Annotated in this window: 18 protein-coding genes; 14 read left to right on the top strand and 4 right to left on the bottom strand. The window is 56.9% G+C overall.

What is annotated here, in order from left to right:
- Window positions 1–82: 82 nt before the first annotated feature.
- The 4 genes from B3C1_RS01530 to B3C1_RS01515 are packed head-to-tail and all read left to right on the top strand — an operon-like array spanning window position 83 to window position 7411.
- Window positions 83–1603 carry an ATP-binding protein gene (locus B3C1_RS01530; protein ID WP_237750938.1) on the top strand — a complete coding sequence of 507 codons (1521 nt, stop codon included), beginning with the start codon at window positions 83–85 and terminating at the stop codon, window positions 1601–1603.
- The gene (locus tag B3C1_RS01525) at window positions 1604–4366 is read left to right on the top strand and encodes a Z1 domain-containing protein (protein ID WP_008482436.1); all 2763 of its coding nucleotides are present in this window, start codon (window positions 1604–1606) and stop codon (window positions 4364–4366) included. It begins immediately after the preceding gene.
- Window positions 4350–5375, top strand: coding sequence for a PD-(D/E)XK motif protein (locus B3C1_RS19210; RefSeq protein ID WP_192813332.1), 1026 nt, complete (start codon window positions 4350–4352; stop codon window positions 5373–5375). The genes B3C1_RS01525 and B3C1_RS19210 overlap by 17 nt, the downstream gene beginning before the upstream one ends.
- Complete coding sequence (locus B3C1_RS01515; RefSeq protein ID WP_008482433.1) at window positions 5372–7411, top strand: AIPR family protein; 2040 nt, start codon at window positions 5372–5374, stop codon at window positions 7409–7411. Before B3C1_RS19210 ends, B3C1_RS01515 begins: the two co-directional genes overlap by 4 nt.
- Before the next feature lie 91 nt (window positions 7412–7502).
- Here B3C1_RS01515 and B3C1_RS01510 read toward each other — a convergent pair whose 3' ends face one another.
- The gene (locus B3C1_RS01510) at window positions 7503–9509 is read right to left on the bottom strand and encodes a DNA cytosine methyltransferase (RefSeq protein WP_008482432.1); all 2007 of its coding nucleotides are present in this window, start codon (window positions 9507–9509) and stop codon (window positions 7503–7505) included.
- Between the two features lie 75 nt (window positions 9510–9584).
- On the opposite strand from B3C1_RS01510, the gene B3C1_RS01505 reads away from it, so the two are divergent.
- Window positions 9585–10028, top strand: coding sequence for a very short patch repair endonuclease (locus B3C1_RS01505; RefSeq protein ID WP_035480829.1), 444 nt, complete (start codon window positions 9585–9587; stop codon window positions 10026–10028).
- 174 nt (window positions 10029–10202) lie between these two features.
- On the opposite strand, the gene B3C1_RS01500 is transcribed toward B3C1_RS01505, so the two are convergent.
- Window positions 10203–11489 (bottom strand): amidohydrolase, encoded by a 1287-nt coding sequence (locus tag B3C1_RS01500; RefSeq protein WP_008482430.1) that lies wholly within the window; start codon window positions 11487–11489, stop codon window positions 10203–10205.
- Between the two features lie 211 nt (window positions 11490–11700).
- On the opposite strand from B3C1_RS01500, the gene B3C1_RS01495 reads away from it, so the two are divergent.
- The 3 genes from B3C1_RS01495 to B3C1_RS01485 all read left to right on the top strand — a co-directional run bounded on the left by B3C1_RS01495 (window position 11701) and on the right by B3C1_RS01485 (window position 13726).
- Window positions 11701–12561, top strand: coding sequence for an N-acetylmuramidase domain-containing protein (locus tag B3C1_RS01495; RefSeq protein WP_008482429.1), 861 nt, complete (start codon window positions 11701–11703; stop codon window positions 12559–12561).
- A 15-nt stretch (window positions 12562–12576) separates the two neighbouring features.
- Window positions 12577–12996: a hypothetical protein gene (locus tag B3C1_RS01490; RefSeq protein WP_008482428.1), complete on the top strand. Its 420-nt coding sequence runs from the start codon at window positions 12577–12579 to the stop codon at window positions 12994–12996.
- 76 nt (window positions 12997–13072) lie between these two features.
- Window positions 13073–13726, top strand: a complete 654-nt coding sequence (locus B3C1_RS01485; protein WP_008482427.1) for an epoxyqueuosine reductase QueH — start codon at window positions 13073–13075, stop codon at window positions 13724–13726.
- Window positions 13727–13770: 44 nt separating this feature from the next.
- Here B3C1_RS01485 and B3C1_RS01480 read toward each other — a convergent pair whose 3' ends face one another.
- Complete coding sequence (locus tag B3C1_RS01480; protein WP_008482426.1) at window positions 13771–15978, bottom strand: TonB-dependent receptor; 2208 nt, start codon at window positions 15976–15978, stop codon at window positions 13771–13773.
- Between the two features lie 143 nt (window positions 15979–16121).
- Here B3C1_RS01480 and gmk point away from each other — a divergent pair, with 143 nt between their 5' ends.
- Genes gmk through recG form a run of 5 tightly spaced genes read left to right on the top strand, consistent with a single transcriptional unit; the run spans window position 16122 to window position 21996 of the window.
- The gene (gene gmk / locus B3C1_RS01475) at window positions 16122–16751 is read left to right on the top strand and encodes a guanylate kinase (protein ID WP_008482423.1); all 630 of its coding nucleotides are present in this window, start codon (window positions 16122–16124) and stop codon (window positions 16749–16751) included.
- Between the two features lie 50 nt (window positions 16752–16801).
- Window positions 16802–17080 carry a DNA-directed RNA polymerase subunit omega gene (gene rpoZ / locus B3C1_RS01470; RefSeq protein WP_008482422.1) on the top strand — a complete coding sequence of 93 codons (279 nt, stop codon included), beginning with the start codon at window positions 16802–16804 and terminating at the stop codon, window positions 17078–17080.
- 21 nt (window positions 17081–17101) lie between these two features.
- On the top strand, window positions 17102–19219 hold the full coding sequence (gene spoT / locus B3C1_RS01465) for a bifunctional GTP diphosphokinase/guanosine-3',5'-bis pyrophosphate 3'-pyrophosphohydrolase (RefSeq protein WP_008482421.1): 2118 nt from the start codon (window positions 17102–17104) through the stop codon (window positions 19217–19219).
- Complete coding sequence (gene trmH, locus B3C1_RS01460) at window positions 19216–19917, top strand: tRNA (guanosine(18)-2'-O)-methyltransferase TrmH (protein WP_008482420.1); 702 nt, start codon at window positions 19216–19218, stop codon at window positions 19915–19917. Before spoT ends, trmH begins: the two co-directional genes overlap by 4 nt.
- Window positions 19918–21996, top strand: coding sequence for an ATP-dependent DNA helicase RecG (gene recG, locus B3C1_RS01455; RefSeq protein ID WP_008482419.1), 2079 nt, complete (start codon window positions 19918–19920; stop codon window positions 21994–21996).
- 43 nt (window positions 21997–22039) lie between these two features.
- Here recG and B3C1_RS01450 read toward each other — a convergent pair whose 3' ends face one another.
- Window positions 22040–24880 carry an insulinase family protein gene (locus B3C1_RS01450; protein ID WP_008482418.1) on the bottom strand — a complete coding sequence of 947 codons (2841 nt, stop codon included), beginning with the start codon at window positions 24878–24880 and terminating at the stop codon, window positions 22040–22042.
- Between the two features lie 200 nt (window positions 24881–25080).
- Between B3C1_RS01450 and B3C1_RS20080 the strand changes: the two genes are divergently transcribed.
- Window positions 25081–25458, top strand: coding sequence for a nitroreductase family protein (locus tag B3C1_RS20080; protein ID WP_192813331.1), 378 nt, complete (start codon window positions 25081–25083; stop codon window positions 25456–25458).
- Window positions 25459–25502: the final 44 nt, after the last annotated feature.

The raw sequence follows: 25502 nt of genomic DNA, 5'->3' as shown, positions 1-25502 counted from the left end.
GTTCCATCAACTTGCTCAACAAGGCCTAGTTTTGTTCAACTGGACGTTGAAGTAATCGAAGATCTACTGAGAGGCTTTCTGGGTGAAAACGGAACAAGCTCCCATACCTGAACTATCACCGGATGATTACGATGTGGCCCGACCTGAGCCATCAGCTCTCGTCGAGTCGCTGAGAGCCTTCGGATACAGCCTGCCTACCGCTATCGCCGACCTTGTTGATAACTGCATCTCTGCTGCGGCTAGGAATGTCTGGCTCAGGTTTGAATGGGATGGCGCTCATTCTTTCATAGCCATCAGGGATGATGGCGGTGGAATGACGGATGTCGAACTGGTGGCGGCCATGAGGCCAGGATCGAAAAGCCCCCTGGAAGACCGTGCCCCAGGTGATCTCGGCAGATTCGGACTGGGACTCAAGACCGCATCCTTCTCGCAGTGCAGGCGCCTTTCTGTTGTTACAAAGACGAAGGATGATCCCTGTGTGGCCCGCTGCTGGGATCTTGATTACATCAACACTGCCGGAGAGTGGCGTCTCCTCAAAAAGGTCAACCAGCATCGGCTCACAGGGGCAGGGGAAGAGATAGCCCAACAGGGGACGATTATCCTCTGGGAGGAAATGGATCGGGTTACCGGGTCTGCACGCACTGACGATAAGAGCGCCTACAACCGCTTTCTCGAAGCCATTGAGGAGGTCAAAGAGCACCTTGCGATGGTATTTCACCGCTACTTGGAAAAGCGGGGCGGTATCAATATCTTCATCAATGGCCGCCAGATAGGGGCCTGGGACCCGTTCCTGCGAGGGGAAAAGGCAACGCAGGAGCTCCCCTCGGAGAAGCTCTTCTGCAAAGGCGTTCATCTCACCGTTACACCTTACGTGCTTCCACATCAGTCCAAGCTGACCCAGGACAGGCATCGGGCAGCGGCTGGCCCCCAGGGCTGGAATGCTCAGCAGGGCTTCTACATTTATCGAAATGAACGTCTCCTCGTTCCTGGCGACTGGCTCGGGCTTGGTTTTCAGAAGGAGGAGCACCACAAGCTGGCAAGAATCCAGATCGACCTGCCCAACAATATGGACGATGAGTGGCAGATCGACGTAAAGAAATCCCGCGCCAGGCCTCCCGGCTACCTTCGCGCTGAGCTGAAAAGAATCGCCAAACTGACGCGAGAGCAGGCGGTTCAGATATATCGCCACAGGGGAAAGGTCATTGCCAGAAAGTCCTCCCAAGACCATGTTTTTCTTTGGCAGCAGAAGAGCAGACACGGGAAGTATTTCTACGAGATAAACCGTGAGCATCCTCTTATTCAGTCTTCCCTCCGCGAAATCGGGACCGACAAAATCGAGCCCATTCTGCGCCTGTTGGAGGAGACCATCCCTGCATCTCACATCATCATCACCAGTTCTGAAGAACCAGACAGGATGAGCAGCCCGCTTGAGGGCGCAAAATACGCAGAGGTCAGGCCTCTCCTGCAAAAGATTTACGACTCATTCCAGAAGAATGGCTTCAGCCGGGACGAAATATTTGACCGTCTCGCAACGATGGAGCCATTCAGTCAGAACCCTGAATTTATAGAAGCCTTTAGAGAAGAGCCCGAAGGAGGTATTTAGATGGATCAGTACGGATACGATGACGTTAAGGCCACGGTCATGAAAAGGCTTCGTAAAGAAGAAACCGTCACCTCTGAAAAAATTTCAAAAGAAATCAATGCGCTCCTCGACGCTTTTGAAGCGGCGGGGCTGGCTGAGGAAATCGACCGCAACCAGCTGTTCCGGGAAATCTCCAGTCAGGTCAGCGTATGGCAGCCTGATCCATCTGTATTACGCGACAGAAAACACAAGAACTGGCTTCCTGAACGTAAAACCGAGATCAACTGGGGGTTCTGGAAGCGTTATCGCCAGTATCTGGAAGAAGAAAAGAACTGGCCTCCTGTTGTTACCGGAAAGCTGGACCAAGTCACAGATGCAACCTTGGGCGATATTGGAAATCCTGCACAGTCAGGTGCATGGGACCGGCGGGGCATGGTTGTCGGTGACGTGCAGTCAGGAAAAACAGCAAACTACACAGGGCTTATCTGCAAGGCTGTAGACGCCGGGTACAAACTCGTCATTGTACTGGCCGGTATGACCAACGACCTTCGCAGTCAGACACAGTCCCGCCTTGACGCTGAATTTCTTGGTTTTGAAAGTGAACTTGGTAAGTTTCATGAAAACGGAAGCCGCATTGGGGTAGGAAAAATTGAAGACCACGGGCAGCTGATTGTTCAACCCCTCACATATAGCGCTCACGGTGGTGATTTCAGGTCCAGAAAGGGCACTAACTCACAGCTCGGGGGAAATCCTCTCCTTCTTGTCGTCAAGAAGAATACATCCGTTCTCAACCGAATACTGACATGGGTTGAAGGACAGGGCCAGACCAATCCCGAAACGGGTGAGAAAGTGGTCAACGGCATTCCTCTTCTGTTGCTGGATGACGAAGCTGATAACGCCTCTGTAAACACTAAAGATCCGGAAGAAGATCCTACTGCCATCAACCGAGCCATCCGGAAAATACTAAAAACGTTTTCCCAGAGCTCATATATCGGATATACAGCCACGCCTTTTGCTAATATTTTCATTCTGCCGCCTGATGAGGAGAGTGAAAAGTCGAAATATGGCGAGGACCTGTTTCCACGAAACTTTATCTACTATATCAATCCGCCGGATAATTATATCGGAGCTACGAAGGTTTTCGGGCTTTCAGAGAGCATCGACGGTCTGGCCCCCGTAGATAAAAGCCTTCCACTCATCAGGCACGCCGAAGATGCCGAGCAGTATTTCCCTGCAAAACACAAAAAGCACCTTCCGGTAGAAGGTCTTCCGGACACGATGATCGAGGCAATCCGAGCCTTCGTTCTTTCCTGCGCTGCTCGCCGGGTAAGGGGGCAGAAGAATGTTCACAATACAATGCTGATTCATGTGACCAGATTCAATGACGTCCAAGACAAGGTCATCGGCTTGGTCGGAGATGAACTTTTCAGTATTCAAAGAACGCTCGAATTTAATACTGGGCCGCAGTGGAAACAGCTTCTCGAGCAATTGAAGACACTCTGGGAAAACGACTTTGTTGTAAAAACGGCCTCGATCATGGAGCTGACAGGTGATCCGCTCATTACTCCGATCCAGTGGAGCGAGGTATCCCGAGAACTGACGGAGGCGGCGCTGAAAATCCAAGTCAGAGGTATTAATGGCTTGGCTGAAGGTGTTCTTGATTATGCCGAGCATCCTAAAGGACTGAATGTTATCGCGGTTGGCGGTGACAAGCTGTCCCGTGGTCTTACTCTTGACGGGCTGAGTGTCAGTTACTATACCCGACCGGCCAGAAACTATGACACCCTGCTTCAGATGGGGCGCTGGTTTGGTTACAGACCAGGATATCTCGATTTGTGCCGCCTTTATACCACCGAAGAAATTGAAGGCTGGTATCAGCATATCGCAGTAGCAACTGAGGAGTTGAAGCGCGAATTCAAGCTCATGGAGCTCAGTAATCTTACCCCTGAGGCTTACGGCCTGAAAGTAAGAACACATGCCAATGGACTAAGCATTACTGCCGCCAACAAAATAAGAAGCGGCAAAAAAATGCAGGTCACATTTGCCGATAGCCTAGCGCAGACGATAGTTTTTGATAAAAATTCCAAAACACAGGAAAACAACTTCAGACACATCGATAAATGGATTAGCGCTCTTGGGTCATTAAGTGCTCAGAAGAATAATAATTACCTCTGGTATGGTGTCCAGTCAGATCAAATTCACGAACTCCTTGCTGGTTTTAAGATCCATCCGTTCTCACGTGGTGCCGACCCTGAGCTCATCAGCCAATATATTGAGAAGGTCAATGACCTTGGAGAACTCAAGTCATGGACAGTGGCTCTGATATCCAGCGGTACCGCCAAAAACCACCACTCTGTCGGTGGGCACCAGACCGGGCTAACCGAGCGTACTGATGCACAGCCGGGCAGCAATCTTTATTGGATAAGAAATGCCAATATTATCAGTCCCGAGGATCAGTACTTGGATCTAGACGATGATGAATTTAAAGCTGCTCTGGCAAATACAATCGACGCTTGGAAAAGAGGTCAAACAAGACATAAGGAGGAGCCTACTTCACCAAACGGCCCGTTTATTCGTAGAGCAAGAAATCCACAGCGAGGCCTCCTGTTGATTTACCCGCTGGACCCCAGCGATGTGCTTCTGAAATCGAAGCAAATCACTAATATGCCCATCATCGGCATGGCCATGAGCTTCCCTGTCAGCGGTAACAGAACCACCGTCGAATATCAGGTCAATACCAAGTACTGGCTTGATCGCTATGGGGACGATGAAGACGATGTTTAAGGATCTATGGACTGACCTTGAAGCATCTGCGAGCCACAAGGCCGGACCAGGCACTGCCAGGCGCCTGGTCGGTTTGGATGCCATATGCCCCATGTTTATCGGGGTTAAGGCTCCCGCAATGTTGCGTACCTTCATTCTTGAGGTCCCAAGAGACAGTGCACCACTGCCCGATATCATACCTGTGTCGCGGGGGTTGCATTTCACGGTTCAGATCACGGGAGATGAAATTCTCCCGGGCCATGCGAGTCTGATGCTTTCCTCTTCAGCTGTTGCGTACAACGAGATATTTGCCTCTATCGCGGAAGACCTTTACAGCAAACTTCATTCTCTTACCAAGAGGAAAGAGGTTATTGCTGGTTTTCTCACCCGTGTTCGACTTTGGCAGGTGTTCTTTGAAAAACAGGGAGATGACGGTCTCTCAGAAGAAGCGCAGCGCGGTTTGTACGGCGAGCTCCGACTCCTCAAAGACCATGTATTCCCTTCCGCTGCCAGTCTGGAGAAGGCGGTGCTTGCGTGGACCGGTCCCAGAAGCAGGCAGCACGACTTTCAGTTTGGGTCTGCAGCTGTAGAGGTAAAAACCAGTGCTTCAAAACAGCATCAGAAACTCCAGATTACAAGCGAGCAGCAGCTTGACGAGACAACCGTCGGGGCGCTCTATCTGTATTACCTTTCTGTCGCTCTCATCGAGGGCGGGGCCGAGACGTTGCCGGCTCTTATTGATGACATCAGAGTCACTCTTTCACTCAAGTCGGGAGCCCTCTCAGAGTTTGATAATCTGCTGATCGAAGCAGGATATGTAGATTCACATAGAGCGAAATACGATCCCACCGGATACTCGGTCAGGGAGTCTGCAGTTTTTCTGGTAGAGAACGATTTCCCAAGAATCCGTGAGAGTGATATTCGCCTGGGTATAGGCGATGTGAAGTACTCGATCTCAGTTGCACAATGCAGAAGCCATGAAGTTCCCTTTTCAGAGCTTTCTGTAAAAATCGGGGAGGCCTGCAGATGAACGAAAAGGCCGGACTCAATTCATTCTGTGAGGACCTGTTGCAGGAGGTTCTTGTAGGGGCCGGTGATGCGGAAGACGGCGGGTTCAAGGTCGATCAGTTCACGCGCATGGTCGCGGACTACCTTATTGAAGCCGGAGAAGTCGAAGATGTAAACGTCTGCTTCTATAAGTCCCGAGGGATGCAGCTCAACGGCTACAACGTAAATCAGGACGAAGATTGTTTAGACATCTTTGTATCTGTGTTTAACCAGCAGACGCCCCCTGTTACTGTCACAAAAGCTCAGTGCGAAGCCGCTTTCAGGCAGGCGGAAACCTGCCTTCGCAAAGGGTTTACAGGCTTCCACATCACCCTCGAAGAGTCGTCGGAAAGCTACGATGCCTTTCAGAGAATCCATGAGCTCAAGGACAGCCTAGTCAGCTGCAGAATTTTCCTGCTGACGGATGGGATCGTTAATCAGGACGCCTTCCATCCGGAAGAGGGTGGCGATATCTCTGTCACGTTTCATGTGTGGGACGCTGCACGCCTGTATCGCCTTGCCAGTTCCGGGAAGAAATGCGAGCCGATTGAAATTAACTTCCCTGAAGAATTTGGCCAGAACATCCCCTGTCTTTCGCTGGCTGATCCAAAATCAGATTACAAAGGCTATCTTGCCGTTATCCCCGGAGAAATTCTTGCCGGTATCTACGAAAAGTACGGCCCACGTCTTCTTGAACGAAACGTCAGATCTTTTTTGCAGGCCAGGGGCAACGTCAATAAAGGGATCAGAAAAACTATTCTTGAGGAGCCTCATCGCTTCTTTGCCTACAATAATGGTGTTTCGGCAACCGCTGATGATATCGAATTCGACGAAGAAAACGGTTGCTCTATTTCAAAGATCCGTAATTTGCAGATCGTGAACGGCGGTCAGACCACCGCCTCTCTTTACTATACGGCCAGAAAAGACAAAGCTGATCTGCAGGGGATTTTTGTTCAGGCAAAAATATCTGTTATCCCTGAAGAGCATCTTGAGCATATCGTTCCGCTCATCTCACGATTCGCCAACAGCCAGAACAAGGTAAACGATGCGGATTTCTACGCTAATGACCCATTCCACGTAGAAATTGAAGGTCTCTCCCGGACAGTGTGGGCCCCTGCAGTTGATGGCTCCAGCAGACAGTCCAAGTGGTTTTACGAGCGGGCAAGAGGGCAGTATCTTGACGCTAAGGCCAGAGAAGGCACCCCAGCCAGAAAACGGCAGTTTGATGCGATGTACCCCACGCGCCAGAAATTTACAAAGACCGACCTGGCGAAATACGAAAATACCTGGATGCAGCTCCCGCACATCGTCAGTCTGGGAGCGCAAAAGAACTTTAATGACTTCGCCATCAGACTGAAGGAGCGCGGACGCGTTGATGTTGACGCTCGATACTTTGAGCACTTGATCGCCAAAGCCATAATGTTCAGCAGAGCTGATCGGATTGTCCGCAATCAGAATTTTGGTGGATACAAGGCAAACATTGTCACATACACAATAGCTTGGATATCCAATTACACAGCCCAGCGTATTGATCTGGACAGTATCTGGAAGAACCAAGATATATCAGTGGCGCTCCACAATACTATACGTGATGTCTCAACAGCTGTTCAACGCGTTATCGTTAGCCCTCCAAACGGCAAGAACGTGACAGAATGGTGTAAACGTAAAGAGTGCTGGGAGAAAGCTAAAGATCTGAAAATCAGCCCTGATCCTGAACTAGAGCAGGAGCTCATTGACGTATCCAGGAGGGTAAATCAAGCGAAGGGGAATCAGGGCGTAAGTGCTCCCAACCAGCAGGAACAAAGCCTGATCGACCAAGTCACTGCCGTACCGGCTGATATATGGTTTCAGATCTCAAAATGGTCAAAGGAAACTGACAATCTTCAACCATGGCAACGAAGCCTTGCTTTTTCGCTTGGGAAGCTGATGAGCCGATCCGGCAACGTCAGTATCAAGCAGGCAAATCATGGCGCCGTCATTCTCGAAGAAGTGCAGCGCCTTGGTTTCAAAATAAAATAAGAACGCTGACTCGATCTTCATATCAAGTTAGTATAAATATCCAATTTATCTTTCACTACTTATATAGCATTTAAAACAGGAATACGTTTCCTTATTTAACATTAAACGGGAAGGTTAGTTTCAGACTTTCAAAAACTCTGAAAACAACCTCCCCTATTTTATTCGCAAGTAATGGTGGCACGGCATTCCCAACTTGAACGTACTGCTGTACCTTACTGCCTTCAAAGAAGTAGTCATCGGGAAATGTTTGAATTCTTGCAGCTTCCCTTACAGTAAAACTTCTGCACTGACCTGGATCGGGGTGTATGAAGTAATGCCCATCTTTACTGATGTGGCTGGTTATAGTACTTGCTGGATGCTCGGCACGCTGAACCTTGAAACGGTCAATAAATGACTTTCTGTTGTTGTGGGCAGGAAGCAAGCCAACCTTTTCAAGCTCATCAAGATCGATCTGTTCTCTGAACTGCTTCTTGCCTTTCGCATACATTTTCCTGACGGCTATTGCATAGCAGGCTGCAAATACATAACGCCCAAGATCTGTATCCATGTGACCTCTAGGATCGCTGTTCAGAAGCTCATAGTCAGGCCACTTTCCGCGACACCAAGTGTTGAGATGTGTTTCAGAGAAACTTTTCGGTGGTGCCTCAACCCATGCGTAACCATTGTTGAAATCGCTGTGCCTCTGAGCCTTGTGAGCAGATTCAAGAATATCTTTGATATCACCGTATAGCTCTGCTCTGTCATTGTCATTGCAACTCATGCACTCATCTATGATTACGCTTATTCTTGATTTTATCGCCTCAGTTTGTTCCGACAAGGCTCGCTGCCATTTGGGACTGTTTTCTTTATCATTCCTTACATGCAAGGGGCGCTTTCTTTCCGGCGTGAACAGTCCCGTAAGGTAACTTCGGTGAGGGGGAATATCACTTATTGCCTCTAATACATCTGTCTTCTTTGACTTTTCCATTTTTATCTGAGAAAGAAGGTCTTTAAGATCTATTTTTCCGATCAGGTCCTTCCTTATTCCCAAAAGAATAACCCGTTCTCTGTGCTGTGGAACGCCATAGTCTGAAGCCTTGATCACAAAGTCTTTTGGATCCAGATTTTCCAATTCTTCAGGACTGCCATTGAAATGACATTTTTCAGCGTCAACCAAAGAACAAATCATATATTGCTTGTCCGAAGTAGGCTGATAATCTGTCCTTGTACTTTTATCAATGGCCTCATGTGGGGAATGCAGATCTTGTACAATCCTCTTCCATACCAGCTCAACATCCCCATTTTCATTTTCAAACTTGGCGGATAGCATGCCCTTTACGTTTTCCATGACGAAAATGGCGGGGCTGGTCCTATCCAGAATTTTCAGATACTCGAGGTATAGCCAGCTTCGGGGATCGTCCATGAGAGTCCACTTCTCACCGGCCGTGCGGATATTATTAACAACGTTGCCTTTTGTCCTTCTGATCCGTCCGACGTTCGAATAGGCCTGGCAAGGCGGTCCACCTATCAAAACAGCATGATTCACACCCTCATGAGATTTTTCATGCTCACTCAATCTGGCACTCAGAGGGCGAAAAAGGATAGTTTCTTCGTCGTTACTGCCACCTAGTTCGATGCACCTGGCTTCTTGAATTGCATGCCATAACGCTTCAAGTATCTCCCGCTTTTCCTTTCCATAGTTTATTGAGTAACAAAAGACCTCCCATTCTTCAGCAAACTCTCGAAGAAGTAAGGCATCCAGTGCAGTTAAACGACCTTCCGAGTCTCTGATCTTCTCCAGCTCAGCGAAGGAATCACAACTCGGGGAAAGTTCCAGTAAACGTCCAAGCAGCATTGCAGGCTCTCTAACCAACCCCTTGTCCTTTGCCTTGACATAGTCCACGTAAACTCTGGGGAGCTGTTTGTGCTTTCTGCCATAAGTGAACCAACGAAGAAAGGCGCGCAATTTTAGAGTTGCACAGGCTGACTCGTCCTTCTCCGCAGACATGACGATCTTGAAAGGGTAGGTCTCCTCGCCCTCGGTCTGGAACGAAGAAAATCCTTCCGCGAGGCCGCCAGGACCGGCAAAAATATCGATGACGGGGATCTGCTGATGCAATCGAGTTACCTACTATATGCTTGCAGCCAGGCGTCTCAGATAGACGCCCGACAAATGATGGTCCAGGATAACGAGATGACTGACGTGCTGTCCAGACAAGAACGCTCAAGACTGATGTCAAAAGTCAAGGGACGTCACACCAAACCGGAGATGATAGTCCGCAAGGCTCTTCACGCAAGAGGATTCAGGTACCGCCTGCACGATAGGAGGATTTTTGGTCACCCGGACCTTCTCCTGCCCAAATACCATGCAGCCGTTTTCGTACACGGCTGCTTTTGGCATCACCATGAGAGGTGTAAGTTTGCTTATATGCCTAAATCCAAAGTCGATTTCTGGCAGGCAAAATTTGTGGCCAATAGAGAAAGAGACCTCAAGGTACAAGCAAGGTTGCTCACCGAAGGCTGGCGTGTACTTGTTATCTGGGAGTGTGCGCTGAAAGATGCCGGACAGCTGGAGGCGTCACTCTTGAGGATTGAGCATTGGCTCAAATCGAAAAGTCTGTACGAAGAGATAGCCTGACGCCAAACGTATAGCCAATGTAGGTAATTGATAGCTCACGATACCCTAGGCGCAAATGAGATCCGTGTCTGTCAGCTTGCCGACTGTGCCAGCAGACAGCCAATCACGCCTAGCCTCAGTTATCTTTACTCTCAAAAGCCCGGCAATGCCGGGCTTTTTTATTGCGCGTCAATCTCAACTCTTTTGCATGTAATCGAGGGTGAGGTTGGAGAGCAGTTTTACCCCCAATTTCATGCCGGCGTCGTCCACATAAAAATCCGGGGTGTGGTGGGAGGGGGCTTTGTCCTCGGGTACGTCCAGGGATTTGCCGCCGACGAACAGGAACAGGCCCGGAACTTTTTCCTGGTAGAACGAAAAGTCCTCGGCGCCGGTTACGGCCTGGGCTTCTTTGACGTGGCCTTCCCCTGCGGTGCGGCTTAAGGTGGGCAGCATCTTGGCCATCAGCGCCGGGTCGTTGTAGGTGATGGGGTAGGAGTCGCCATAGGGCATGGTCAGGGTAGCGGTGGCGCCCATGCTGTCGGCAATGCCTTTGACCTTACGGGCCATGGCTTCATACACCAGCTCTCGCGCCTTGGGGTTGAGGGTGCGCACTGTTCCGGCCAAGTCTACCTCGGCAGGGATGATGTTGGTGCGGTTACCGCCTTTGATCATGCCCACGCTCACCACGGCGCCATTGTCGATGACTTTCACTTCACGGCTGACGATGGTCTGCAGCGCCATCACCATTTGCGCCGAGGTCACCACAGGGTCGACGCTCATCCAGGGGTAGGCGCCATGGGATTGCTTGCCGTGCACCTCGATTTTGAACGGGTCCACCGCCGCCATCACCCCGCCGGCGCGGTATTTGACGGTGCCGATATCGGTCTGGGAATTGATGTGCAGGCCGAATACCACGTCCACGTCGGGGTTCTTCAGTACCCCTTCTTTGACCATCAGCTTGGCGCCGCCCTCTTCACCCACCGGCGCACCTTCTTCGGCGGGCTGGAAGATAAATTTCACCTTGCCCTTAAGCTCGCCCTTCATGGCCACCAGCACCTTGGCGGCGCCCATCAGCATGGCGATATGGGTGTCGTGGCCGCAGGCATGCATCACCGGCACCGCTTCACCGTTGTATTCGCCGGTGACTTCGGAGCGGTACGGCAGGTTGTTCACTTCCTTGACCGGCAGGGCGTCCATGTCGGCGCGAAGGGCCACCACCGGGCCTGGCTTGCCGCTGTCCAGCACCGCCACTACCCCGGTTTTGGCAACGCCGGTTTGCACCTCAAGGCCCAGGCTTTTCAGGTACTTGGCCACATAAGCGGCGGTTTTAAATTCGCGGTTGGACAATTCCGGGTGCTGGTGGAAATGGTGGCGCCACTCCACTACCTGGGACTGAACCTGGTCGGCCAGTTGGTCTACGGAGTTCGCCCAAACGCTGCTGCTGGCCAGCAAGCTGAGTGCAAAAATGCCTTTTGATTTCATTATGTTGTGACCTCTATGCCTGGAAGTGCTGTTCCCAGGCTACTACAGCTTTTCAGGCCCAGCTAACAGGACAGGCCCAAATGCCAGTCCCAAGGGGATAAGCGGTTTGAGATGACAAGCACCATTTCAGGGATCCTCGAAGTGCTATTCCCTTGGCGCGGCCCCTGTGTGACTTTTCCGCAACAATTTAAAAAAACTCAAGGAGCGAGTGATGACCAAAAGCATCATCGCGGCAGTGGGCCGAGGTGGCACCAACCGCAGGGACGACGTCCTGACCGTGCAAACCCTGCTTAACCGCCAGAAGACACCGACCTTCTCGGTACAGTTGAAAGAAGACGGCATGATGGGCCCCAAAACCCTGGCCGCCATAGAGCAATTCCAGCGAACCGTGGTCCATTTGCCGAGGCCGGACGGCCGGGTCGACCGCAACGGCAAGACCCTGGCCGCCTTGAACCGCCAAGCCAGCACCCCAACCAACCCTTCGGCCACCCAGCTGCCGGCCATCAGCCCCCAGACGCCCCTGACCGAGGCCGACTTTGCCGAAGCGGCCAAGGCTTTGGGCGTTGAGGTCGCAGCGGTCAAGGCGGTGGCCCAGGTGGAGAGCCAAGGGGATGCCTTCTTGGCGTCCGGCAAGCCCAAGATACTGTTCGAGGCCCATAAGTTTTCCCGCTTTACCCAGCACCGCTACGACGGCAGCCATCCGTCTATCTCCAGCCGCCACTGGAGCCGGGCCCTCTATAAAGGGGGCGAGAAGGAATACGACCGCCTGAAAGACGCCATGGCCCTTGACCGGGAGGCCGCCTTGAAATCCGCGTCCTGGGGGCGCTTCCAAATCATGGGCTTTAACTACCAGTTGGCAGGGTTCAACTCGGTGGAAGAAATGGTCAAGGCCATGTTTGCTTCAGAAGCAAAACAATTGGCGGCTTTCCTGGCCTTCATCGAAAGTGCCGGCCTGGGCAAGTACCTCAAGACCAAAGATTGGGCCAAGTTTGCCGAGGGCTACAATGGGTCCGGCTACAAGGCCAACCATTACGACACCAAGCTCAAAGACGCTTACCAAAACAGTTTGTAGACGCGAGGATTGACCATGAAATGGGCCTTTGCCACCCTGCTTGCAGCCACCAGCCTGAGCGCCTGCGCCCAGGCACCCAAAACGGATGAGACCGTCTTTTTCAGCTGCAGCCAGCCCAATCAGATCCGCCTGGCCGGCAAGGCCGACGGTTCAGCCTTGACCCTGACCCTGGATGGCAAACTGCTGGCCGACAGTGGCTTTAGCCTGGACGAGTACCATCGCTTTCAAACCCAAAGCTATACGGTCATGGCCGACAAGGGCAGCGACCACTTCGAGCTTTACAGCCAGTACGAGGCAGACATGGCCCCAGCGGTAGACGAAAAGGGCCTGCTGATCCGCCGCCAAGGCCAGCCAGACCAGACCATTGTCTGCACCGACGCCCAAAGCCAGCTAGCCGAGCTGGTGGACAAACTGCCGGCAGCGGCCCAACCCTGAGCCCATGCGCCCTTGCTTCCCAGGCCTTGGTATTTAAAATCAAGGCCTTGGGAACCCACCTTTGCAAGGATTTCGCATGAGCGACCTTATTCGCCCCTCTTTAACCCTGCCCAACGGCGAACAGAAACTGCTGCTGCACTCCTGTTGCGCTCCCTGCTCGGGGGAGGTGATGGAAGCCATACAGGCCGCCGGTATCGACTACACCATCTTCTTCTACAACCCCAATATCCATCCCGAACGTGAGTACCTGCTGCGCAAGGAAGAGAACATCCACTTTGCCCAGCAGCACAATGTGCCCTTCGTTGACGCCGACTACGACACCGACAACTGGTTCGAGCGGGCCCGGGGCATGGAATGGGAACCGGAGCGGGGGGTGCGCTGCACCATGTGTTTCGACATGCGCTTTGAGCGCACCGCCCTTTATGCCCATGAACACGGCTTTAAGGTTATCTCCAGCTCCCTGGGGATTTCCCGCTGGAAGAACATGCAGCAGATCAACGACTGCGGCCACAGGGCTGCGGCCCCCTACCCCGGCATGGCTTACTGGGATTACAACTGGCGCAAAGGAGGCGGTAGCGCCCGCATGGTGGAGATCGCCAAGCGCGAGCGCTTCTATCAGCAGGAATACTGCGGCTGCGTTTATTCCCTGCGCGACACCAACCAGCACCGTAAGGCCCAAGGGCGGGGCATCATCAAGCTGGGGGTGCAGTATTACGGGGATGACGACTAACCCCCGGCGCAGCACAAAAAAAGGGGCCGTCAGGCCCCTTTTTGTTACCAGTTCAAGCTGTAGCTCAATGCGTAGGTACGGCCTCTGCCCTCGTAGCTGAACAGCGCCGGGTTGGACAGGTTGGCGTAAAGGATCTGCGCCCGCTGGCTCCACAGGGTTTCGTAGTCTTCGTTCAACAGGTTCTGCACCCCAAAACGCAGCTCCCCAGCCGGCAGCTGGTAGCCGACACCCAGGTTCAATACGTCGTAGCCTTCCAGGTGCTGGCCCTGGGCATTGTAATTGGCCAGGAACTGCCAGTTCAGGTCGACCCAGGTCTTGTCGCCGCGCCAGCCGCCGTAAAGGGTGGCGCTGTTGGGGCTGGCGGTGCTGGCAGTCAGCTTCTGCCAGTCGCTGCCGGCCTTGGTTTCGCTCTTGAGTACATGGAAGCTGGCCCCGCTGTAATAGCCCTGGTCGAACTGGTAGTCGGCCTTGGCTTCCAGGCCGTAGATGCGGGTTTTGTCGTCGTTGACCTTGACCGCCAGGTTGGTGCGGTCATAGCTGATGGTCTTGTCGGACTGGGAATAGTAGGCCGCCACTTGCAGGTCCAGGCCGCCATCGGACAGGCGCCAGCCCAGTTCCATGGAGTCGGTCTTGATGCCCTTGAGCTTGTTGTCCGCCACCGACACCCCTTGCAGCAGCACCGGGCCGGAGCCGCTCTGGTCGTAGACGCCGTTGCCGTAGTATTTGGCCGGGTCGGGCAGGTCAAAGCCTTCGGAGTAGTTGGCCCACAGCTGTTGGCCGGCGGCCAGTTGGTAAACCAGGCCCAGGTTGCCGGTCCACACGTCGTAGTCGGCCTTGCCGCCGGGTACGGCGTCGGCCTGGGCCTGCATGCCAAGCTGCTGATAGACCCCCAGATCCCCCAGGTACTGCTGCAGGATGGGCACTATGCTGCCCACCTTGTTTTCGATGTTCTGGAAGCGCAGGCCGCCGTTGAGCTTGAGGTTGTCGGTCAGGGCCCATTGGGCCTGGGCGAAGGCGGCCAGGCTGCGGTTGTCGATATCCGGGTAGCGCTTGAGGGTGCGCTCCAGCTGGTAGTCAAGGCCGCCGGAAGCCAGGGCGGCACTGGCGCTGTAGATACGCTGGTTGGCGGTGAAGGACTCCTTCTCCGCATCCACCCCGTAGGTCAGGCGCAGGTTCTGCCAGTCGGACAGCATCACCAGCTTGGCACCCTGGATATCGGTGTCCTGCTGGGAGGCGCCGATCATCGGCAGGGTCTGGCCGAAAGGCCGGTAGGTGCTGGGGAAGGGGAAGAAGCGGATGGCTTCGCTGCGGTCATAGAGCTGCACCATCAGCTGCTGGCCCAGCAGATCGCTGTTGTTGTAGGTCAGGTTGAACTGGTGGCGACGGGTCTGGGGCTGCTTGTCCAGGGACAGGCCCTTGCGTGGTTCGATAACGGACGGGTCACTCAAGCCGGCCAGGTTGGGGCCAAGGTATACGCCGTAGTCGCTGTCCTGCTCGTTGTCGTAGTACTGGCCGGTAAAGCTCAGTTGCTGATGCTCGGCCAGTTGCCATTCCAGTTTGCCCATCAGGTCCAGGGCGTCGCTGAACTGGCTGGAGTTCTGGGTGATGTCTGGCAGCACCAGGTCGCCGTCGGCGTTGTAGAGACCGCCGATTTTCTCGTAGGCCACCGCCAGCCGGCCCTTGAGGCTGTCGGTGCCGCCGCTGATGGACTGGGCCAGCTTCCACTGGTAGTCGTCGGAGGTTTCGAAGCCGCTTTGAACGCTGACCTGGCTTTCCAGGGCCAGCTCCTGGCTGTCGGCAGACTTGGTGATGATGTTGATAATGCCGCCGGTGGCGCCGCCACCGTAAATGGCTGTGGCCCCGGACAGCACCTCGATGCGGGCGATGTTAAAGGGGTCGATGGATTCAAACTGGCGGCTGATACCCCGGGTGGAGTTGAGGGAGACCCCGTCAATCATCACCAGCACGCCACGGCCCCGCATGTTCTGGGCGTAGTTGGTGCGGCTCTGGCTACCGGCATCCAGGCTGGGGATCAACCGGGCCAGGGCGTCTTTGAGGTCACTGCCGGTGTCTATCTTGGCCCGCAAGTCGTCGCCGCTTATCACCCAGACGGTGGCAGCAATGTCGCTGATCTGTTGGGGTGCCCGGCTGGCCGTAACCACCAGGGTCTCGGTGCTGTTGTCGTCAGCCAGGGCCGGCATGGCAAGGGCCAGCGCCAAAGGCGCCAGGGCGAAGGACTTGGGAGAGGTCATTGTCACATCCTGTCAGGAAAAGGGATGCCATCCGGCATCGTCGGTTCGCAATTGCGAATTATTATCAATACTAAAACAGGAAATGCAACTGCTGCGCCCTATGGTGGTAACATAGGGCCATTGTCAGCCAACCCTGAGCCAGCATGCGACGCGGTAACCTCTTTATCCTTTCCGCCCCCAGTGGGGCCGGTAAATCCAGCCTGATTAAGGCCCTGCTCGAGCAGCATGGCCAGGACGGCAGCCTGGCGGTGTCTGTTTCCCACACCACCCGTCAGACCCGCCCCGGTGAAGAGAACGGCGTTCATTACCACTTTGTGGCGGTGGAAGAATTCAAGGCGCTGATCGCCAAGGAAGCCTTCTTCGAGTGGGCCGAGGTGTTCGGCAACTTTTACGGCACCTCCCGCCTGGCGGTGGAAGAGCAGCTGGCCAAGGGCATAGACGTCTTCCTGGATATCGACTGGCAGGGCGCCCGCCAGGTGCGGGAGATGATGCCAGACGCCATCGGCATCTTTATCCTGCCCCCCAGCCGCCAAGAGCTGGAGCGCCGCCTCATTGGCCGTGGCCAGGACAGCAGCGACACCATAGCCCACCGCATGAGCGAGGCGGTGTCGGAGATGTCCCACTACGACGAATACCAGTATTTGCTGGTCAACGACGACTTTGACGACACCCTGGATAAACTGCGCGCCGTGGTGTTGTCGGCCCGCCAGCGGCTGGCCAGCCAGCAGCAGGCCCATAGCGCACTGCTGGACGCCTTATTGGCGGTTAAGTAAACTAGCAGGCTACCTTCGAAAGACCTGTTTTTGCCTGATGGGAGTAATGCATGGCTCGTGTAACTGTTGAAGACGCCGTCGAACAAGTCGGTAACCGTTTTGACCTGGTGCTGCTGGCCGCCCGCCGCGCCCGCCAGATCGCCACTCAGGGTAAAGACGCCCTGGTCGCCCCCGAGAACGACAAGGCCACCGTTATCGCCCTGCGTGAAATCGAAAAAGGCCTGATCGACGTTGCCAAACTGGACGCCGAAGACGCCCGTATGCAAAAAGAGCAGGAAGCTGCCGAGCTGGCCGCTGTTTCCGCCATCGCCAACGGCGGTCTGGAATAAGCCACAAAGCAAGGGGTGGCCGTGTATCTGTTTGAGGGCTTGAAAGCGCGCCTGACCAGCTATCTGGATCAGGAGCAGGTGGAACTCATCAGGCAGGCCTATGTGCTGGCCCGGGACGCCCATGAAGGGCAGGCCCGATCCTCAGGTGAGCCCTACATCACCCACCCCGTTGCGGTGACCGGCATCCTGGCGGACATGCGTCTCGACCACGAGACCCTCTGTGCCGCCCTGATGCACGACACCATAGAGGACACCCCGGTCACCAAGGCCCAGATCGCCGAGCAATTTGGCGACGCCGTGGCCGAACTGGTGGAAGGGGTGTCCAAGCTCGACAAGATCCAGTTCAACTCCAAGGAAGAGGCCCAGGCGGAGAACTTCCGCAAGATGATCATGGCCATGACCCAGGATATCCGGGTCATCCTCATCAAGCTGGCCGACCGCACCCACAATATGCGTACCCTGGGCGCCCTGCGTCCGGACAAAAAGCGCCGTATTGCCAGGGAAACCCTGGAGATCTACGCACCACTGGCCAACCGCCTGGGTATCCACAACATCAAGAACGAGTTGGAGGAACTGGGCTTCGAGGCCCTGCACCCCATGCGCCAGCGGGTATTGCGCGAGTCGGTCAAGCGCGCCACCGGCAACCGCAAGCAGCTTATCGACAATATCAAGGACGCCATCGGCGGCCGCCTCGACGAGCAACATATCCCGGGTCAGGTCAAAGGCCGGGAAAAGCACCTCTACTCCCTGTACAACAAGATGCGTAACAAGGAACTACAGTTCCACGAGGTGATGGACATCATCGCCTTTCGCATCATCGTCAAGGATCTCGACACCTGCTACCGGGTGCTGGGGGCCATGCACAACCTGTACAAACCCAAGCCCGGCCGCTTCAAAGACTACATCGCCATTCCCAAGGCCAACGGTTACCAGTCCCTGCACACCACCCTGGTGGGCCCCCACGGGGTGCCCATCGAGATCCAGGTGCGCACCGACGACATGGACCTGATGGCAGACCGGGGTGTGGCGGCCCACTGGCTGTACAAGAAAGACGGCGAGAATTCCGGCACCACGGCCCAGGTCAGGGCCCGCCGCTGGATGCAAAGCCTGCTGGATTTGCAGCAAAGTGCCGGCAACTCCTTCGAATTTATCGAAAACGTCAAAAGCGACCTGTTCCCGGACGAGATCTACGTCTTCACCCCGGACGGCCGCATCCTGGAACTGCCGGCCGGCGCCACCCCGGTGGACTTTGCCTACGCCGTGCATACCGACGTGGGCCACGGCTGTGTCGGCGCCCGGGTGGACCGCCAGCCCTATCCCCTGTCCATGCCGCTGGAAAACGGCCAGACGGTGGAGGTGATCACCAGCCCCGGCGCCCGCCCCAACGCTGCCTGGCTCAACTTCGTGGTGACCAGCCGCGCGCGGGCCAAAATTCGCTCCCACCTCAAGCTGCTCAAGTCCGAAGAGGCCATCCTCCTCGGCAAGCGCCTGCTCAACCACGCCCTGGGCGGGGTTAAGCTCGACGAACTGCCCAAAGACAAGCTGCAGGCGGTGCTGGAAAGCACCCACAGCGCCAGCCTCGACGAACTGCTGGCCAATATCGGCCTTGGCAATGCCATGAGCATAGTGGTGGCTCGCCGCCTGCAAGACTTGGAAGACGACGGTGCCAAGAAGCCGGGCGCCACCGGGCGCAACAAGCTGCCGATCCGTGGCGCCGAAGGCATGCTGGTGACCTTTGCCCGCTGCTGCCGCCCCATTCCCGGGGACGCCATAGTGGCCCATATGAGCCCCGGCAAGGGCCTGGTAGTGCACCAGGAGTCCTGCGGCAATATCAGCGGCTGGCAGTCCGATCCGGTGCGCTTTATCCCGGTGCAGTGGGAAGAAGGTATAGACGGGGAATTCATCACCGAAGTGCGGGTGGACATCCTCAACCACCAGGGCGCCCTGGCCACCCTGACCTCGGCCATTTCCAGCGCCGGTGCCAGCATCCAGAACCTCAACACCGAGGAACGGGACAGCCGTCTCTACTCCATCTACGTGCAGCTCACCACCCATAACAGGGTGCACCTGGCCCATGTGATACGCCGTATCCGTAAGGTACCGGAAGTGGTGCGTATCGCCAGGGCCAAGCGCGCATGAGCCCGGAACGTTTCGAACGCATCAAGCAGGTGCTGGCCCTGCGCCAGCCGGACCTGACCCTGTGCATGGACCAGGTCCACAAGGGCCATAACCTCAGCGCCGCCGTGCGCACCGCCGACGCCGTGGGTATCCACGAGGTGCACGGCGTCTTCCCGGAAACCGGGGTGAGAATGCGCCCCCACACCGCCGGCGGCAGCCTCAACTGGGTCAAGGTGCATCGCCACCGGACCATCCAGGACGCGGTAGCGGCCTTGCGGGCCCAGGGCATGCAGATAGTGGTGACCAACCTCTCCGAGCAGGCCAAAGACTTTCGCGACATCGACTACACCAAGCCCACGGCGCTGCTGGTGGGCCAGGAACTGCAAGGCATCAGCCAGGAAGCCCTGGACCTGGCCGACCACCAGGTGGTGATCCCCATGCTGGGCATGGTGCAGTCCCTGAACGTGTCGGTGGCCAGCGCCCTTATCCTCTACGAGGCCCAGCGCCAGAGGCAATTGGCCGGCCTTTACCAGCATTGCCGCCTGCCCGAAGTGGAGCAGCAGCGGCTGCTGTTCGAGCGGGGCTACCCCCAGCTGGCCCAGCAGTGCAAACGCAAAGGACTGCCCTACCCCTCTATCGATGCAGCGGGAGGCGTCCAGGCCAGCGACCAGTGGTGGCAGCAGATGCGCACCAGTGGCGACCTGCACCCGGAGCCCTAAATGGCGGCTCCGGACCTCGGCCTTGTTACCCCCATCAGCGCCCTCAAGGGGGTCGGCCCCAAGGTGGCGGAAAAGCTTGAACGCCTGGGCCTGAAGACGGTCCCCGATCTCTGGTTCCACCTGCCGCTGCGCTATGAAGACCGCACCCGCCTCTGCCCTATTGCCGATCTGCTGCCAGGCATGCATATCGGGGTGCTGGCCGAAGTGGTCAAGGCGGAAGTGGTGTTTGGCCGCCGCCGGATGATGGTGGTGACGGTGGCAGACGGTACCGGCTCCGCCACCCTGCGCTTTTTCAACTTTTCCGCCGCCCAGAAGAACAGTTTCAGCCCGGGCAAATGGGTCCGAGCCTTTGGGGAGATCCGCACCGGCAAGGTGCGCCTGGAGATCATCCACCCCGAGTACAAGCTCACCGACGAAGGGGTAACCCCCGAGCTGGAAGAGAGTCTGACCCCCGTCTACCCCACCACCGAAGGGCTGCGCCAGCAGACCTTGCGCGGCATCGTCGAGCAGGGCCTCGACTACCTGCCCGCCACCTTGCAAGAGCTGCTGCCGCCGCTCCTTAACCCCCACCGCTTGCCCCTGGCCGAGGCCCTGCGCCTGGTGCACAGGCCGCCGCCGGACGTGCCCCTTGGGGACCTGGAAGCCGGCAGCCACCCGGCCCAGCAACGGCTGGTGCTGGAAGAGCTGCTGGCCCAGCAATTGTCGCTACTGAAATTGCGCGCCCACCACCAGCACCACCAGGCGGTGGCCATGGACGGCAAAGGGGACTTGGAAGCACGCTTCCTGGCCGCCCTGCCCTACAACCCCACCGGCGCCCAAGACAGGGTGGTGGCCGACATTCACCGGGACCTGGCCCAGCCCAGGCCGATGATGCGGCTGGTGCAAGGGGACGTGGGCGCCGGCAAGACCCTGGTGGCAGCGCTGGCGGCGCTGCGGGCCATCAGCAACGGCTACCAGGTGGCGCTGATGGCCCCCACCGAAATTTTGGCCGAGCAGCATGCCCTTAACTTCAGCCAGTGGCTTGAGCCCCTGGGTATCCGGGTCAGCTGGCTGGCCGGTAAGCTCAAGGCCAAAGCCCGGGCCCAGGCCCTTGCCGATCTGGCCAGCGGCGCCAGCCAACTGGCGGTGGGCACCCATGCCCTGTTCCAAAACGACGTGGACTTTGCCAACCTGGCGCTGGTGATCATCGACGAGCAGCACCGTTTCGGGGTGCACCAGCGGCTGACCCTTAGGGAAAAGGGCCGCCAGGGCGAGCATTACCCCCATCAGCTGATCATGACCGCCACCCCCATTCCCCGCACCCTGGCCATGGCCGCCTATGCCGATTTGGACAGTTCCATCATCGACGAGCTGCCGCCGGGCCGCACCCCGGTCACCACGGTGGCGGTGCCGGACGGCCGCCGCGACCAGGTAATAGCCCGGGTGCGCGACGCCTGCCTGGAAGGGCGCCAAGCCTATTGGGTCTGCACCCTGGTGGAAGAGTCAGAGGTATTGGAAGCCCAGGCCGCCGAGGCCACCGCCCAGGCCCTCAAAGAAGCCTTGCCGCAGCTAAAGGTGGGCTTGGTCCATGGCCGCATGAAGCCGGCCGACAAGCAGCAGGTGATGGCCGCCTTCAAGGCCGGAGAGCTCAACCTGCTGGTGGCCACCACTGTTATCGAGGTAGGGGTAGACGTGCCCAATGCCTCCTTGATGATCATCGAAAACCCCGAACGCCTGGGCCTGGCCCAGCTGCACCAGCTGCGCGGCCGGGTGGGCCGTGGCAGCACCGCATCCCACTGCGTGCTGCTCTACCACGCGCCGCTCTCCCCCACCGCCACTGCCCGGCTGGGGGTGCTGCGGGACTCCAACGACGGCTTTGTCATCGCCCAGCGGGACTTGGAGATTCGTGGCCCAGGTGAACTGCTTGGCACCCGCCAGACCGGGGTGGCGGAGCTGCGTATCGCCGACCTGGTACGGGACGCCCACCTGCTGCCCAAGGTGCAACACGCCGCCCAGCAACTGCTGCGCGGCCACCCCGACCAGGCCGAGGCCCTGTGCCAGCGCTGGCTGGCTGGCCGAGAAGGCTACGCCAACGCCTGATCCATAAAAAAAGCCCCTTGCGGGGCTTTGTTGTTGAGCGCCGTTACTCGCCCTTGTACTGCCAGAGTTTGTCCAGGCAGGCCTGGTTGGTGCAGGCCTTGGGCATGTCGCCGCTCTTGGCCTGTTGGCCCTGGCTCCACAGCAACAAACGGCCGTCCTTGTCGTCCAGCACCTGCTGTTGGTAGAACTCTTGCAGGTCGGCCAGGGTCAGGACCTGCACCGCCGCCACCAACTGTTGGCGCCAGTCGAAAGGCCGGCCATTACCCAAGTAGCTCCAGTAACGATCGGTCTTGTCACCCAGCTGCTTGTCGGCCTGGTTGATGCTGTTGATAAGCCCTGCTTTTTGCTCGTCCAGTTGGGCCGGGGTCATGGCCGCCAGGGTAGCGGTAAAGTCCTTGCTGAAACTGTCCATGTGCTGGCGCAGGGCGAAGGGGTCGGCCACCGGTGATTGCACCAGCAGGAACAGGGCTGGACTGCGGCCCAGGCTGCTATAACCGGCCTGCACTACATAACCCAACTGCTGCTCGGTCCGCAGCTTGCCAAAGAAGGGGGCGCTGAGGATCTGGCCCATCAGGGCGTACCTGGCCTGGCTGGTCGCGTCCTGCTGGTGGCCCTTGTAGATCATCGCCAGCACTGCGTCGTGATGGTCGATATCCAGCTTAAGCCCCAGCTCCTTGCCTGCCGGCAGCTGAGCTAGGTGCATCAGGGGTTTGTCGATACGCTTGGCTTCACGCAGCAGCAGGTTTTCCAGGGACTTGCCCCAACTGGCCACCTCGGCGTCGGTGAGGTTGCCGATGGCCATGGCCCGCAGGTTCAGCTGGTCCGGGTAGTGGGCCACAAAGCCTTGGAACTGGCGGAAGCTGACCTTTTCCAGGGCATCGGCCTTGCTGTCGGCGTCATAGGATTCACGCACCAGGGTGCTGCCCAGCCGCGCCATCACCTGGTTGACTGGCCATTCCTGGTGCAGGTTACGCCAGTTGCGCACCAGGGCGTCCCGGTACTGGTTGAACTTGGCCTGGGTCAGGCCCGGCAAGTGCAGGGCGGTCCAGATCTTGTCTTCCAACAACGGCTGCTTTTCGTCATAGCCGGACAGGCTATAGCTCAGCCCCAAGCTGGTGGCGGACAGGCCGAAATAGAGCCCCGCCTGGCTGGCCGGATAGGCCTCAGACTCCAGAGCTTCGTTGATAAGATCCGCGTAAAGGCTGTTCATGGCGCTTTCGGTCGCCCCCGCCATGGGCCTGGTCAGGCTGACCCGTTTTTCTACCTTGGGCACCCTGAACTCAGGGTCTTGCAGAGCCCAGATGCTCAGCCCCTGCTCCTCCACCACTTTTTTAGGCAAGGGGTGGTTTTCGGCCAGGGCCTTTAGCCGGGGATCCTCGGCCAGGTAGGGGTTGTCCGGCGGCAGCGCCAGGTCGGCCTGGGCCGAGGCCCACTTGTCCTTGAGTTCAGGGCTCAAGGCGCTGACCTTGTAGGGCGCCTGATAACGGGGTTCCACCTTGTCGGTGTTGGCACCGGGCAGCACCACCAACTGGCGCAGGTTATCCGGGGTCAGGCGGGCCAGATAGCCTTGGATGAGCTCTGGCTCAAAGTCCTGGTAAAGGAAACCTGCATCCATCAGGTGCAGCGGCGGCACCTGCTGCAGGTTGCTGGCCAGGTAGTTGGCCAGGCTCAGGGCGCTGGCCTTCTCTTGGAAGCGAAAATCCAGGTTGCCGGCCTTGCGCAGCTCGTCGAAGTAGGCCTCGGTCACCCCCTGGGCCTGAAGTTTGTGGATATAGGCAAAGGTGGCCTGGGTGATGTCATCCAGGTGCTCGGCGCCGGCTTCGGTGAGGTTGAAGTCCAGGTTGAATAGCTCATAGTCGTCGGGCCCGTAATGGTAGGCCGACAAGCTGTCCACCCAGCCTTTGCCCTTCAGCTCGCTATAAAGGGCACCGGGGGCGGCGTTGGACAACATATTGGCGATGTAGTCCAAGGGCTTGGCCAGGAAGTGGGCCTGGCTGTTTGGCACCGGGAACTGCAACGACAAGGTACGCTGATCTTTAAGGGGCGCCTGGTCGATACGCACACCCAGCTGGCTTGGCAGATAGGGGGCGGCGGTGGGCTGCACCGGGTTGGCCTTGCCCTTGGGAATGGCCGCGAAGTACTGGCGGGCATAGGCTTCCAGGCTGTCCAGGTCTTCCTTGCCTACCAGGGCCAGGGTCATGTTGCCGGCATGGTAGTACTTGTCGTGGAAGGCCTTAAGGTCGGCCCAGACCTTGTCACCTGGGCGGTCGGCCAGGGTCTCAAGATCCCCTACCGAAAACTGGGACGCCGGGTTGGCCGGGTTGGCGGTGGCCTTGAGCACCTCATTGATACGGCGGCCATCGTCCTGCTTTTTCAGCTCGAATTCCGAATAGACCGCGTGCTTCTCGCGGTCCACATAAGCCGGATCCAGGCTAGGGGCGATAAAGAACTGGGCGAAACGGTCCAGGGCCGGGGCGAACTGGTCGGGGGCTATGTTGAAGAAGAAGGTGGTATCCACCTGGCCTGTGCCGGCGTTGGAGCTGCCGCCGTGGGTCTCGATGAACTGGCGGTACTCATCTACCTTGGGATACTTGTCGGTGGAGATAAACAGCATGTGCTCCAGAAAGTGCGCCAGGCCCTGGCGATCCTTGGGGTCGGCGGTGTGGCCCACATGGACCACCAGCGACGCCGCCGCCTTGTCTGCGTCCGGGTCGGACGCCAGCACCACTTTCAGGCCGTTATCCAGGGCCAGGTAGCGATAGTGGAGGCTGTCAGCCGGGCTGGTGATGATGGTGCCAGGAGCCGGCTGGGGAGCCGATACCTGCTGGCAACCGGCCAAGGCCAGGCCCAACGCCAGCACCAGGGTAGAGGTGCGCAACAACATGAGGAGTCCCTTTCAATGCAAAAACCCTATGACCATGCCACAGCGGCAAAGGTCCATCCATGGGTAGATTTGTAAAGAAATGCCTGCGATGCAGTCTTTCTCTTTGAAACCGGGAGCCAGCCATGAACCCCACCATAGACCTGATTTGCCAACACACCTCCATCCGCTAGTCCACCGCCGAGCTCCTAGCTCCTGACCAGTTGGCCGCCGAGTCTTTGGGGCTGGGTGGGGTCTCTGTCGGCGGCCTTCGCAACCAGCCCAGTCAGGTGGTGGCACTGCTGGACCTGCCACAACATGTGGCGCCACTTTTCGACATGTATCTTCACCATCCCAATCAGCAGCCCAGCCTGCGCCCGCGCCTGCCTCAAGCCTTGGTGGCCCATGAGAACCAGTACAAAAAGTCGCCAGACGATGCGTTACTCGCTCAATATGACGCCCAGGTGCGTCGCTATTATCAGGAGCGAACCGGCGGTAACAAAGAGACTTCCTGGAGTGAGCAAATTGCTGACACCTTGAAAAAGGAATCCAGACCACACATTCGCTCTTTTCTGGAATCTCAAGGGTTTATCCAGAAATAAGCATGGCGTATTGTTGGGCCTTTGTTATTGCTATGGCCACGGGA

This window comes from Gallaecimonas xiamenensis 3-C-1 (assembly GCF_000299915.1).
GTDB classification, from domain to species: Bacteria; Pseudomonadota; Gammaproteobacteria; order Enterobacterales; family Gallaecimonadaceae; genus Gallaecimonas; species Gallaecimonas xiamenensis.
The sequence above is the reverse complement of the archived record's forward strand: the minus strand, read 5'-3'. Positions and strand labels throughout refer to the sequence as shown.